The 14,104-nt window shown below is 44.8% G+C and carries 9 protein-coding genes, 1 tRNA gene and 1 pseudogene; all 11 read right to left on the bottom strand.

Features of this window, described 5'->3' with window-relative positions; translation table 11 throughout:
• Positions 1–308, bottom strand: a pseudogene (locus B5D58_RS12405) (hydroxylamine reductase); the annotation flags it as partial.
• A gap of 214 nt (positions 309–522) precedes the next feature.
• Positions 523–4,737 (bottom strand): DNA-directed RNA polymerase subunit beta', encoded by a 4,215-nt coding sequence (gene rpoC / locus B5D58_RS12400; RefSeq protein WP_011112558.1) that lies wholly within the window; start codon positions 4,735–4,737, stop codon positions 523–525.
• A 146-nt stretch (positions 4,738–4,883) separates the two neighbouring features.
• Positions 4,884–8,957 (bottom strand): DNA-directed RNA polymerase subunit beta, encoded by a 4,074-nt coding sequence (gene rpoB, locus B5D58_RS12395; protein WP_011112559.1) that lies wholly within the window; start codon positions 8,955–8,957, stop codon positions 4,884–4,886.
• A 335-nt stretch (positions 8,958–9,292) separates the two neighbouring features.
• Positions 9,293–9,667: a 50S ribosomal protein L7/L12 gene (gene rplL / locus B5D58_RS12390; protein WP_011112560.1), complete on the bottom strand. Its 375-nt coding sequence runs from the start codon at positions 9,665–9,667 to the stop codon at positions 9,293–9,295.
• Between the two features lie 70 nt (positions 9,668–9,737).
• Positions 9,738–10,253 carry a 50S ribosomal protein L10 gene (gene rplJ / locus B5D58_RS12385; RefSeq protein WP_011112561.1) on the bottom strand — a complete coding sequence of 172 codons (516 nt, stop codon included), beginning with the start codon at positions 10,251–10,253 and terminating at the stop codon, positions 9,738–9,740.
• 304 nt (positions 10,254–10,557) lie between these two features.
• Positions 10,558–11,250, bottom strand: coding sequence for a 50S ribosomal protein L1 (rplA, locus tag B5D58_RS12380; RefSeq protein ID WP_011112562.1), 693 nt, complete (start codon positions 11,248–11,250; stop codon positions 10,558–10,560).
• A 1-nt stretch (position 11,251) separates the two neighbouring features.
• On the bottom strand, positions 11,252–11,683 hold the full coding sequence (gene rplK, locus B5D58_RS12375; RefSeq protein WP_011112563.1) for a 50S ribosomal protein L11: 432 nt from the start codon (positions 11,681–11,683) through the stop codon (positions 11,252–11,254).
• 124 nt (positions 11,684–11,807) lie between these two features.
• Positions 11,808–12,341 carry a transcription termination/antitermination protein NusG gene (nusG, locus tag B5D58_RS12370; protein WP_011112564.1) on the bottom strand — a complete coding sequence of 178 codons (534 nt, stop codon included), beginning with the start codon at positions 12,339–12,341 and terminating at the stop codon, positions 11,808–11,810.
• A gap of 18 nt (positions 12,342–12,359) precedes the next feature.
• The gene (gene secE, locus B5D58_RS12365) at positions 12,360–12,704 is read right to left on the bottom strand and encodes a preprotein translocase subunit SecE (RefSeq protein ID WP_041356828.1); all 345 of its coding nucleotides are present in this window, start codon (positions 12,702–12,704) and stop codon (positions 12,360–12,362) included.
• 101 nt (positions 12,705–12,805) lie between these two features.
• Positions 12,806–12,881: transfer RNA gene (locus B5D58_RS12360), tRNA-Trp, on the bottom strand.
• Between the two features lie 45 nt (positions 12,882–12,926).
• Positions 12,927–14,104 (bottom strand): elongation factor Tu (gene tuf / locus B5D58_RS12355; protein ID WP_143779590.1); only part of this gene is annotated, 1,178 nt, incomplete at its 5' end.

Here is a 14,104-nt window from a genome sequence, read left to right as displayed (position 1 = left end):
CAGTCTTTGCGTTCCGCAACTTCTTTGGGAGATACCGGTGGTTTGTAAAAAGTATTGGGATCCATATATATACTGATCGCTATCGGCTCCCAGTAATCTCCCATCGTCCCTTTCCCCGCTCCATGCGCCGGGTCCTTGTAACGCTTGACCAGCGCTTCATACGTCTCTTTCGGGGTCGCCTTACCTCGATCCAGCTTCAACGCATCATACGTCTCGTCCGGTACCGTCGATATGTCCGCATGAACCACCCCGCACATCATCAACCCCGCACAGAGCAATAAACCCCTCATCCACTCCCCTATTCTCATCTCTCTCCTCCGTAATCTACCTGTTCGTCGGCTTTTACCAGATACAAAACAATAACCGGTTACCCGATCCCTCTCAGGTAACCAGCTTTATCTACTCCTAATCACTTACTACTCATCTTCTCAAGACTACTTCCTCAGCAGGGCTAAGTCAAGATTTTAACAATGCTGGAAAACCAATCACGCCCCCCAATGAATCCGTTCAGAAACTATTCCATCATTCCGTCACTTCATTCTCCGTTAAATCAGTATCCAGGTAAGCAGCGCTCTCCGATAATCTCTGTTTTTTCCGGATATTGTGAAAAGACAGCCCGGTTCCTGCCGGTATTAATCTACCCACAATCACATTTTCTTTCAAACCACGTAAATCATCCTTCTTACCCATGATGGATGCTTCGGTCAGAACCCGGGTTGTTTCCTGGAAGGAAGCCGCAGAAATAAATGAATCTGTAGAAAGCGATGCCTTGGTTATACCTAGTAGTACATATTCATAGGTGGCAGGCATCTTGTTTTCGGCGATGAGCTTCTCGTTCTCAGTAAGTACTTCTGCCCGCTCGACTTGCTCGCCCGGAATGAAACTTGAGTCACCCGCATTCATTATCTGAACTCGGCGCAGCATCTGACGAACAATCACCTCGATATGCTTATCATTGATACGCACCCCCTGTAAGCGGTAAACATCCTGTACTTCGTTACTGATATACCGGGCTAATGCCTCGACACCTTGCAACCGCAATATATCGTGGGGATCGATCGGCCCATCAACGATCACTTCTCCTTTATTTACGACTTGTCCATCATGTGCTGTCACATGCTTATCCTTGGGAATAAGATATTCATGCGCAACCCCGTCGAGATCAGTAATGACCAGTCGTTGCTTTCCTTTGGTATCCTTCCCGAAAGCAACTGTACCGGTGGCTTCTGCCAGAAAACCCACATCTTTCGGCACTCTGGCTTCAAACAGTTCAGCCACACGGGGTAAACCACCCGTAATGTCACGAGTTTTGGATGTCTCTTGAGGAATACGCGCCAGAACCTCACCGATGTTCACCTGCTGTCCGTCCCGTACCGTAATAATCGATCCGACGTGGAATGTAATACTGACAGGCTGGTCACTTCCAGGGATATTGATTTCATTGTCATTCTCATCCAGGAATTTGACAAGTGGCCGTAATCCCTTAGATTGCGCAACATTGCGCCGTTTGGGGTCGATAACCACCAGAGTTGCCAGGCCGGTTATTTCATCGATTTGCCTGACGACTGTTACACCTTCTTCAACATTCTCAAAACGTACCTTACCCGCATATTCCGCTATGATCGGACGTTTGTGTGGTTCCCATGATGCCAGAATCTGTCCTGCCTTGATTACTTCACCATCCTGAACAAGTAATGTTGCACCATAAGGAATTTTATGCCGCTCACGTTCACGACCATTTTCATCCTGAATATAAACTTCACCACTGCGTGAAATGACTATCAGCTCATTCTGGGCATTTTTCACATAACGAATATGATGAGAGTAACGAATAACCCCGTTGGATTTACTTTCAACCTGATTAGCCACAACTGTTCTTGAAGCCGCACCACCAATATGGAAGGTCCGCATGGTCAACTGTGTACCCGGCTCACCAATCGATTGAGCAGCGATTACTCCTACTGCCTCTCCAACATTGACGAGCATTCCTCGACCCAGATCGCGCCCATAGCATTTTGCACACAACCCATATCGGGTTTCACAAGTGAGTGGTGTCCTTACTTTTACTTCATCGATACCACAAGTTTCGATCTCGTCAACCGCATCTTCATCCAGCAACATACCCGCCGCATAAATGACTGCACCAGTTTCCGGATTCACAATATCTGTCGCAGCCACACGACCCAATATACGCTCTCGTAAAGACTCAATGACATCACCACCTTCCACCAGCGCCTTCATTATTACGCCACCATCTGTATCACAATCATCTTCTGTGATAACTAGATCCTGAGTCACATCAACCAGACGACGAGTGAGGTACCCTGAATTTGCAGTCTTGAGCGCTGTATCGGCCAATCCCTTCCTTGCACCATGTGTCGAAATAAAATATTGAAGAATGTTGAGGCCTTCACGGAAATTGGCTGTAATCGGTGTTTCAATGATAGAACCATCGGGCTTCGCCATAAGACCACGCATACCGGAAAGCTGACGAATTTGTGCAGCAGATCCTCGAGCACCCGAATCCGCCATCATGTAAATTGAGTTGAATGATTCCTGAGTAACAACCTGACCATTCTTATCGGCTCTGACCTGTCCGGTTTCACGATCTGTAACCGGCTCGACACTCAGCTGATCCATCATCGCCTTAGCTACCTGATCACCGGCTCGACCCCATATATCTACAACCTTGTTGTAACGCTCTCCTTGTGTCACCAGACCGGATATATACTGATTTGCAATTTCATGCACTTCCTGCTCAGCAGCATGGATAATGTCATTTTTTTGCGATGGGGTAACAAGATCATCCAAACAGATGGAAATACCACCACGAGTAGCATAGGAAAAACCAGAGTACATAAGCTTATCAGCAAATATAACGGTTTCCCGTAAACCACATAAACGGAAACTCGCATTGATAAGCTTCGAAATTTCCTTTTTCTTGAGTACCTTGTTGATTATGGAAAAAGGAAGTCCTGCTGGCAAAATTTCAGAAATAAGTGCTCGACCAACGGTGGTTTCATAACGTGTTATTGCTTCAACAGGCTCTTCGCCATGTGAACGAGATTTTTTTCTTTCCTTGATTCTGACGATAATTCCGGCATTCAGCTCCACAACCTTATTTTCGTAAGCACGCACAACTTCCGAAATATCCGAGAAAACCATTCCCTCTCCCTGAGCACCTATCTTCTTGCGGGTCATGTAATAAAGACCCAGCACAATATCCTGAGAAGGAACAATGATTGGATCACCATTAGCTGGTGAAAGGACGTTATTGGTCGATAACATCAGCGTACGGCATTCCATCTGAGCTTCGAGCGACAAAGGAACGTGTACAGCCATCTGATCACCGTCAAAGTCGGCATTGAAAGCAGCACATACGAGCGGATGTAACTGGATCGCCTTTCCTTCGACCAGGATAGGCTCAAACGCTTGAATACCGAGTCGATGTAAGGTAGGGGCACGATTAAGCATTACAGGATGTTCACGGATAACTTCCTCCAGGATATCCCATACGATTGGACTTTCGTTCTCAACTTCCCTCTTGGCAGCTTTGATCGTACTTGCAACCCCCATCGTTTCCAATTTATTGAAAATAAATGGTTTGAATAACTCCAGTGCCATTTTTTTCGGTAAACCGCACTGATGAAGCTTGAGTTGCGGACCCACCACGATTACGGATCGGCCGGAATAGTCTACTCGCTTACCCAGCAGGTTCTGGCGAAAACGACCACCCTTACCCTTGATCATATCTGCAAGTGATTTCAAGGGCCGCTTATTGGCCCCGGTCATTGCTTTTCCTCGGCGGCCGTTATCAAGCAACGAATCCACCGATTCCTGCAACATACGTTTTTCGTTACGAATGATAATTTCCGGTGCCCGCAGTTCCAGCAACCGCTTCAAACGATTATTGCGGTTGATAACACGCCTGTACAAATCATTGAGATCAGAGGTTGCAAAACGACCTCCATCCAATGGAACCAATGGTCTCAGCTCAGGCGGAAGCACAGGCAATACCGTCAGTATCATCCATTCCGGCTTCATACCGGATTTATTGAATGCTTCGAGCACCTTGAGCCGCTTGGCGGCTTTCTTGATTTTGGTTTCTGAACCAGTCGTCTGGATTTCCAAACGTAAGGATTCAATTTCCAATGGAATATCCATGTTGCTTAGCAGGGTACGGATACCTTCTGCGCCCATCACAGCACTGAAATCATCCCCAAATTCTTCTGTTTTATTCAGGTAGTCGTCTTCTGTCAGAAGTTGACCACGATTCAGCGGAGTCATGCCGGGATCGGTAACGACATAAGCTTCAAAATACAGAACTCGTTCGATATCTCGTAACGTCATATCCAGAACGAGACCTAGACGCGAAGGCAATGATTTCAAAAACCATATATGAGCAACGGGTGAAGCCAATTCAATATGCCCCATCCGCTCACGTCTGATTCTGGATAAAGTAACCTCCACACCACATTTCTCACATATCACGCCCCGGTGCTTGAGCCGTTTATACTTACCGCATAAACATTCATAATCTTTGACCGGACCAAAAATTTTGGCACAAAATAAACCATCTCTCTCGGGTTTGAAGGTCCGGTAATTGATTGTTTCAGGCTTTTTCACTTCCCCGTATGACCATGAACGAATTTTTTCAGGAGAAGCCAAACCTATTTTTATGGAATCAAATTCTTCTTTTTGTGTAACTTGTTTGAATAAATCAAGCAGTGCTTTCACGTGTCACTCCTGTGAATCAACGTATAAACCTGAAATGGATCAAGGAAATTCTGAATCTCAGCCTTGAGGAATTTAATATGAAACCCCATCAGGACGAGGTTGCCGTACATAGCCGGCAAAACATCATGTATCGGATCAAGAACGTATCAATGCTCTTCCAAGTCAATATCAAGCCCCAGAGATCTGATTTCCTTAACCAGTACATTGAATGATTCCGGCATACCCGCATCAATTTTATGATCACCTTTGACGATACTCTCATAAACCTTGGTCCGTCCATTAACGTCATCAGATTTCACAGTAAGCATTTCCTGAAGGGTATAGGATGCGCCATAAGCTTCCAGTGCCCAAACCTCCATTTCACCAAACCGCTGCCCCCCAAATTGGGCCTTACCACCTAATGGTTGTTGAGTAACAAGGCTATATGGACCTGTTGAGCGCGCATGCATCTTGTCATCTACCAGATGATGAAGTTTTAGCACATGCATATAACCTACAGTAACCGGACGATCAAAAGCTTCCCCCGTTCTACCATCATAGAGTGTAGTTTGACCAGACTCAGGCAATCCAGCCAGTTTCAGCATCTGTTTGATCTCTGACTCATGTGCACCATCAAACACCGGAGTAGCAAAAGGCACTCCACTCGACAGATTTCTTGCCAATGCCAGTACTTCATCATCCTCCAGAGAAGTCAGATCTTCCTGTTTACCACTATTGTTATAAATTTTATTTAGAAAATCGCGGATATCAGAAACATTACGCTGAGAGGCCAGCATTTCATTCACCCGTTTACCCAGCTCCTTGGCAGCCCATCCCAAATGCACTTCGAGTACCTGACCAATATTCATACGTGAAGGAACACCCAATGGATTCAGCACAACATCAACTGGTGTGCCATCCGCCATATAAGGCATATCTTCTATCGGTACAATCTTGGAAATAACACCTTTGTTTCCATGTCGACCAGCCATCTTATCGCCAGACTGCAATCTTCTTTTTACAGCGATATAGACTTTCACCATTTTCTGTACACCAGGCGGTAATTCATCGCCTTGAGAAAGTTTTCGGTGTTTCTCTTCAAATGCAAGATCAAACAGTTTTCGCTTCTGAACCAGACTATCTTTGATCTGTTCCAGTTGAAGACTTGTGTTTTCATCGACCAGACGTATATCAAACCAGTGGTGCTTTTCCACATTTTCGAGATAATCACGAGTGATGGTCGAATTTTTGGCTAGTTTTTTAGGTCCGCCAGCAGCAACTTTGCCAGTAAGCAAGCGCTCTGCACGTTGAAACGCATCTGCTTCAACGATACGCATCTGATCAGCAAGATCCTTTTTAAAGCGGCCCAGTTCATCTGCGATTATTTGTTTGGAACGTTTGTCGCGATCCACTCCCTCACGGGTAAAAATCTGTACATCGATCACTGTCCCCGAAATACCAGCCGGCACATGCAAAGATGTATCTTTGACATCAGAAGCCTTTTCTCCAAAAATGGCTCGCAGAAGCTTTTCTTCCGGTGTCAGCTGTGTTTCACTCTTTGGTGTTACTTTACCCACCAATACATCCCCGGCTTCAACTTCAGCACCAATGTAAACTATCCCAGACTCATCAAGCCGTGCACGCTGGCGTTCAGACAGGTTTGGTATATCCGCAGTTATTTCCTCGGTACCCAGTTTGGTATCACGACTGACTGCTGCCAATTCCTCAATATGGATTGAAGTAAATCGGTCATCAGATACAACCCGTTCAGATATCAGAATAGAATCCTCGAAATTAAGTCCGTTCCAAGGCATAAATGCTATTAGCATATTCTGACCAAGAGCCAGTTCACCCAAGTCCGTCGATGCGCCATCTGCAATTACATCGTCACGAGAGAGCACATCACCCATTCTTACAATAGGTCTTTGATTGATATTGGTATTCTGGTTTGAACGAGTATATTTTGTAAGATTGTAGATATCCACACCCACTTCACCAGCACGAGCCTCCGCATCGTGCACACGGATCACTATACGACTGGCATCCACATAATCCACCACACCACCACGTATCGTTCTGACGGCAGTTCCAGAATGCACGGCAACTACTCGCTCTATCCCCGTGCCCACTAACGGTTTCTCGGCACGCAAACAGGGTACGGCCTGACGTTGCATATTTGATCCCATCAGTGCACGGTTAGCATCATCATGCTCCAGGAAGGGGATCAGAGATGCTGCTACAGAAACAATTTGTGCAGGTGCAATATCTACATATTCAATTTGATCTCTTGATGCCAGAGTAAACTCATTTTTGTGGCGGCAGGAAACGACTTCATCGGTAAATACCCCATTCTGGTCAAAATTCGCATTCGCCTGTGCGATCACATATTGACTTTCTTCAATTGCTGAAAGGTATACGACTTCTTCAGTAACCCGTCCATTTCTAACCATTCGATACGGAGTTTCTATGAATCCATATTCATTGGTTCTGGCATAAAGAGCCAGTGAGTTGATCAGACCGATATTGGGACCTTCAGGTGTTTCAATCGGACAAACACGACCATAGTGGGTTGGATGCACATCTCGCACCTCAAAACCTGCACGTTCCCGTGTCAAACCACCAGGCCCCAATGCTGAAATCCGTCTTTTATGCGTAACCTCAGACAAAGGGTTAGTCTGATCCATGAATTGTGATAGCTGACTCGATCCAAAAAACTCACGAATCGCGGAAGAGACCGGCTTGGCATTAATAAAGTCATGTGGCATAAGATTTTCGGATTCTGCCTGACTCAAACGTTCTTTGACCGCCTTCTCGACTCGTGCCAGCCCTGCTCTAAACTGGTTTTCCGCCAACTCACCCACAGAACGAACACGACGATTACCTAAGTGATCAATATCATCGATCTCTCCTCGACCATTGCGCAGCTCGACCAGTATCTTGATAACATCGATGATATCGTCATTTGATAGAGTCGTAGATCCCGTTAATTCCTCGCGCCCCACCCGACGATTGAATTTCATCCGCCCGACGACGGACAAATCATAACGCTCTGGGGAATAAAACAAACCATTGAACAAAGCCAGAACGGCTTCTTCAGTGGGTGGCTCACCTGGCCGCATCATTCTGTAAATAGCAACCTGGGCAGACATCTGGTCAGTGGTCTCATCAATCCTCAATGTTTGTGAAATATAAGGACCGTAGTTAAGATCATTTACAAACAGCGTGCTGATTTCACTGCTCTGAGTTTGCCTGATTCGTCCAAGTAACGTTTCACTTATTTCACTGTTGGCCAGCGCAATAATTTCCCCTGTTTCCTTATCTACGAGATCCGCAGCCAGAATCTTTCCCAGCAGAAATTCTTCAGGTACAGGAATTTTAGTGAGGTTAGCCTGCTGCAAATCACGAACATGCTTGGCCGTTATTCGTTTGTCTTTCTGTACAAAAACCTTGCCATCTTCAGAAACTATATCAAAACCAGCCAACTCTCCACGCAAGCGCTCAGGTATAAGATTGAAGAAAATCTTATTGTCCACGAGGATAAAATGATCGAACTCAAAAAAATCCGCGAGAATTTGTGCGGGAGAATACCCCATCGCTTTTAGGAGAGTCGTAACCGGCATTTTGCGGCGACGATCAATCCTGAAATAAACATAATCCTTGGGATCAAACTCAAAATCCAGCCATGAACCACGATACGGAATAATACGGGCAGAAAACAATAATTTTCCGGATGAATGAGTCTTGCCTCGATCATGCTCAAAAAATACACCAGGCGAGCGATGCAACTGTGAAACAATAACGCGTTCTGTACCATTGACAACAAAAGAACCAGTATCAGTCATGAGAGGAATTTCTCCCATATACACTTCCTGCTCTTTGACTTCTTTGACTGTCGGCTTTGACGCTTCCTTGTCCAGAATGGTCAATCTAACCCTGGCACGTAACGGAGCTGCGTAAGTCAAGCCCCTTTGCTGGCATTCTTTGACATCAAATACAGGAGAACCAAGCATATAACTTATAAAATCCAGACGAGCATTATTAGAATGACTCTCTATTGGAAAAACTGAGTTAAATGCAGCCTGTAGCCCCTGATTCTTGCGTTTACCAGGCGCAATTTCTGCCTGCAGAAAATCAGTATAAGACTGTATTTGAGTAGCGAGGAGAAACGGAAATGGTAGAATACTGGCACGCTTGGCAAAGCTCTTCCGAATACGTTTTTTCTCGGCAAACGAATAACTCATTAAATTTCTCCGTGCACTGAAGATATGATCGGGTTGCGGGGTGATTTATCTGATTACACCAAATCTGAATAAGGTTATAACCTTAACCTATCTGCCAAAGGCGCGTGGGCGATGTAGAGAAACACTCCATCCAGACAGTTCATTAACTATAGATAAAGATGTTCAAAAGCTTATACAACTAAATCAGATCGTTAGGATAATCACGTAAAATTGAAGGTGCTTATTATCGCCTGACTAACTGATCTTATTTTATTATGTGGAAGCAAACTCTTGCCTCTAATAACAAAGGCTGGCAGTACACCATACGCACTTGCCAGCCTCAATAACTAATAGCCTTATTTGATCTCGCAACCAGCGCCAGCCTCAACTAATTGCTTTTTAAGTGACTCGGCATCTTCCTTAGAAATACCTTCCTTAACTGTCTTAGGCGCACCATCGACCAAATCCTTCGCTTCTTTCAAACCCAATCCAGTAACAGCTCTGACAACCTTAATAACGTTAACTTTGTTATCACCTGCTGCAGTAAGGATTACGGAGAATTCAGTTTGTTCCTCGACAGCTGCGGCAGCTGCGGGTGCTGCAGCGACAGCAACCGTTGCAGCAGCGGCTGAAACACCAAACTTCTCTTCCATTTCCTTAATCAGCTCAGACAATTCCAGAACTGTCATATTCGCAATAGATTCTAAAATTTCCGCTTTTGCTATAGCCATTTCTACTCCTGATATAAATTAAATTCTAACCAATCTGATATAAATCGTTTTAGCCGACTATATGTGCCAATTATTTTTTATCACGCACCGCAGCAAGTCCACGTACAAACTTTGAAGGTACTTCATTAAGTGTTCTAACAAATTTTGCAATAGGAGCCTGCATGGTACCAAGCAACTTGGACAGCAATTCCTCTCGGCTGGGCAACACAGCCAGAGCAGCCACATCCTTATCGGACATTACTATTCCAGCCATAGCACCAGCTTTGATTACAAAACGATCATTATCCTTGGCAAACTCATGAAGAATTTTTGCAGTAGCAACAGGATCGCTACCTATCCCATAAGCAAGCGGCCCCACCATCGATTCTGCCAATCCAGAAAATGGGGTATCGGCAACAGCCCTTCTTGCGAAGGTATTCTTGATTACTCGGAAATAAATTCCAGACTCACGTGCTTTGACTCGCAGTCGAGTAAACTGATCAACACCCAGCCCACGATATTCAGCTATTACAATGGCCTGAGCTTTTGCAACTTGACTACTTACCTCGGCTACAATCGCTTTCTTTCCCTCGAGGTTATGACTCAAAAGATATTCTCCAGTTAGAATTCAGCCAATAAAAACCTACCGTTATTTACAACGATATCCTTCTGCTATACAACGGCGTCCTAATCAGGAGAAATCTTCTTCTGCCTGCTTTATGGGCACGCCATCTGCGTTGGGCACAACTATTAAGCTTACCGCTTATCTAGCCGGCATCGCCTTTTGATTGCAATTAAGCTTTTATTTCATAAATCAGCATAGAATACTGATTTATGATTTAAACAGCCCCAACGGTCTTTGATAACCTGCTGATTTGCCTATATCAGCAGCCCAAAGCCTTTTATTACACTTAAACTATTGCCGTATGATCTACACGCACACCCACACCCATGGTGCTTGAGATAGCCATCTTACGTAGATAAACACCTTTAGATGTTGTCGGCTTGGATTTATTTAACGCATCAACCAATGCCATAATATTTGCTCTCAAGGCTTCTACATCAAAAGAAGCCCTACCCACTGTGCAGTGTACTATACCGGCTTTATCAGCTCTGAATTGAACCTGCCCTGCTTTGGCATTTCTAATTGCGTTTATAACATCAACTGTTACCGTACCCACCTTTGGATTTGGCATTAATCCCCGAGGGCCAAGTATCTGCCCTAATTGCCCAACTACCCGCATTGCATCAGGGCTAGCAATAGCCAAGTCAAAATTGATCTCCCCTGCTTTCACACGTTCAGCAAGGTCTTCAAACCCCACAATATCTGCACCTGCATCTAAAGCCTCTTTAGCCTTATCTCCTTGTGCAAACACTGCCACTCTGACTGACTTACCGGTTCCCGATGGCAAAACTACCGATCCTCTTACCACTTGGTCAGATTTACGTACATCAATACCAAGATTTATTGCAATATCAACTGATTCATCAAATTTAGCTACCGCAGTTTCTTTCACAAGTGCTAATGCATCAACCAGCGAGTACAGCTGACTACGGTCAATTTTTTGTACTATTTCTCTATAACGCTTTGAAGTTTTGGCCATATCATACCCCATCGACTTCCACACCCATACTCCGGGCACTACCGGCAATTGTCCGGACAGCTGCATCCATATCTGCAGCAGTAAGATCAGCCATTTTTATTTTCGCGATTTCTTCTGCCTGACTGCGGGTTAATTTACCCACCTTATCTACATGAGGTTGTGCGCTACCTTTACTGAGACCGGCTAATTTCTTAATTAAAACAGATGCAGGGGTTGTTTTCAGGATGAATGTAAAACTCTTATCTGCATAAGCTGTAATTACCACCGGCACGGGCAATCCAGGCTCCATTTTTTGAGTTGCTGCGTTAAAAGCTTTACAAAATTCCATAATATTCAGCTGGCGCTGCCCAAGTGCTGGCCCCACTGGAGGACTTGGATTTGCTTTACCTGCTGGTATTTGCAGCTTTATATAACCTACTATTTTTTTTGCCAAAATATTCTCCTATCTGGGTCCAAGCGAGCATTACTCTCATAACACTCTCCCCTTATTGGGTTACTGCTCAATCCACAGCAAACACAGATTTATGTTTGCTGTAAATAACGACTTATATTTCTTACTAAACCTTATCAACCTGATGAAAATCCAATTCAACAGGAGTCGGCCGCCCAAAAATGGATACGGATACCTGCAACTTACTTTTATCGTAATTAACTTCTTCTACATTCCCGTGAAAATCAGTAAATGGCCCTTCTTTGATACGTACTGCCTCACCTGCCTCAAAAATTACTTTTGGCTTGGGTTTTTCTACCCCTTCCCTCACTTGATTAAATATACTTTCTATTTCCTTGTGACTTATTGGAACAGGTTGCGTAGATGTCCCACCAACGAATCCCGTTACTTTTGGCGTACCTTTAACCAAATGCCAAGTTTCATCGGTCATCTCCATCTCAATCAAAATATAACTTGGGAAAAATTTTCTTTCACTTATACTTTTTTGACCACCCTTAATCTCAATAACTTCTTCAACAGGAATCAAAATCTCACCAAACTTATCCTCAAGTTTATGCTGCGCTATCCGATCCTTTAAAGCTCTTTTTACACTCTTTTCAAAACCCGAATAGGTATGAACGGCATACCATTTCTTACTCATATTCCTCCCGGAACATTTTCAACTCTCTTGACCCACTGCGTATCTAACAACCGCCATTAAACCCGAATCCACGACCCATAGAAAAAGTGCCATCGCTATGACAAACGCACAGACCACACCGGCCATTTGCAATGTTTCCTTTCTACTGGGCCAAACAACTTTTTTTACTTCTTCTACTGAATCCTGAAAAAATAAGAATAATTGCTTTCCTTGTGTCGTAAATAAAATGACCACAAATGCAAGAACCAACCCTAATAATAGGGTTACCACTCTGATTACTGTAGGACTGTCTTGAAAAAAATAAAAGCTGAAAAAGCCAGCCACCGCCAACAGTGTTGCCAACCCAAGCTTAAATTTGTTCACTCTCTTATCTCTTAAATTACATCTGACTCTTAAAAAACAGAAATACTAGTCTTTTATCTTTAACTCAAACTAAGGATATCAGATCTGTTTCATCTATTTGATGGCAGGCCAGGAGGGCATCGAACCCCCAACCTTCGGTTTTGGAGACCGACGCTCTGCCAATTGAGCTACTGGCCTACTTTCTTTAAAACTCACAACAATACTACAAGAGCTTCTATAAACTCACTCGATCACTTTAGCGACCACGCCTGCGCCTACGGTACGTCCACCTTCACGGATTGCAAAACGCAGCCCTTCATCCATTGCAATCGGCGCAATCAGATTGACTGTGACCGAGATATTATCCCCGGGCATCACCATCTCAACACCTGCCGGTAACTCAATCGATCCTGTCACATCCGTTGTTCTGAAATAAAACTGTGGGCGATATCCCGCAAAAAATGGTGTATGACGACCACCCTCTTCTTTGCTCAACACATAGATCTCTGCAGTAAACTTGGTGTGTGGCAGTATGCTGCCGGGTTTGGCAAGTACCTGCCCACGCTCCACTTCTTCTCGCTTGGTACCTCTTAACAGGATACCCACGTTATCACCAGCCTGCCCCTGATCCAGCAATTTACGGAACATCTCCACACCGGTACATACTGTCTTGATCGTGGGTTTCAATCCAACGATTTCGATTTCATCACCTACTTTGACTATCCCACGCTCCACACGCCCCGTGACTACGGTCCCACGCCCAGAGATTGAGAAGACGTCTTCCACAGGCATGATGAAAGCCCCATCAATTGCCCTTTCTGGCTCCGGTATATACGAATCCAGTGCCTCTGCCAATTTCAGAATGGCGGCTTCACCAATATCACTCTTATCTCCTTCCAGCGCTTTCAATGCCGAACCAATGATAATAGGTGTGTCGTCACCCGGAAAATCATAGTTGGACAATAGTTCGCGTATCTCCATTTCGACAAGTTCAAGCAATTCAGCATCGTCTACCATGTCCGCTTTGTTCATGAAAACGATGATGTAGGGCACCCCCACTTGCCGAGCCAGCAAAATATGCTCACGCGTTTGCGGCATCGGACCATCAGCTGCTGATACCACCAGAATGGCACCATCCATTTGTGCCGCTCCGGTAATCATGTTCTTCACATAGTCAGCATGACCAGGACAGTCTACGTGTGCGTAATGGCGCTTGTCTGTTTCGTATTCAACGTGGGATGTATTGATAGTAATTCCGCGTGCACGTTCTTCCGGCGCCGAGTCAATCTGATCGTATGATTTGGCTTCTCCACCAAACTTCTTCGTCAGTATCGTCGTAATCGCCGCCGTCAACGTCGTCTTTCCATGATCCACATGACCAATCGTTCCCACATTCACATGCGGCTTCACCCGCTCAAATT

The sequence above is a fragment of the Nitrosomonas europaea genome, assembly GCF_900167395.1.
Lineage (GTDB): Bacteria > Pseudomonadota > Gammaproteobacteria > Burkholderiales > Nitrosomonadaceae > Nitrosomonas > Nitrosomonas europaea.
Note: the sequence above shows the minus strand (reverse complement) of the source record. Positions and strands in the feature narration are given on the sequence as shown.

Bases quoted from the DNA above. Each gene is read 5' to 3' on its own strand.
- rpoB (WP_011112559.1), bottom strand. From the start codon at position 8,957: ATGAGTTATTCGTTTGCCGAGAAAAAACGTATTCGGAAGAGCTTTGCC.
- rplL (WP_011112560.1), bottom strand. From the start codon at position 9,667: ATGGCTATAGCAAAAGCGGAAATTTTAGAATCTATTGCGAATATGACA.
- rplA (WP_011112562.1), bottom strand. From the start codon at position 11,250: ATGGCCAAAACTTCAAAGCGTTATAGAGAAATAGTACAAAAAATTGAC.
- nusG (WP_011112564.1), bottom strand. From the start codon at position 12,341: ATGAGTAAGAAATGGTATGCCGTTCATACCTATTCGGGTTTTGAAAAG.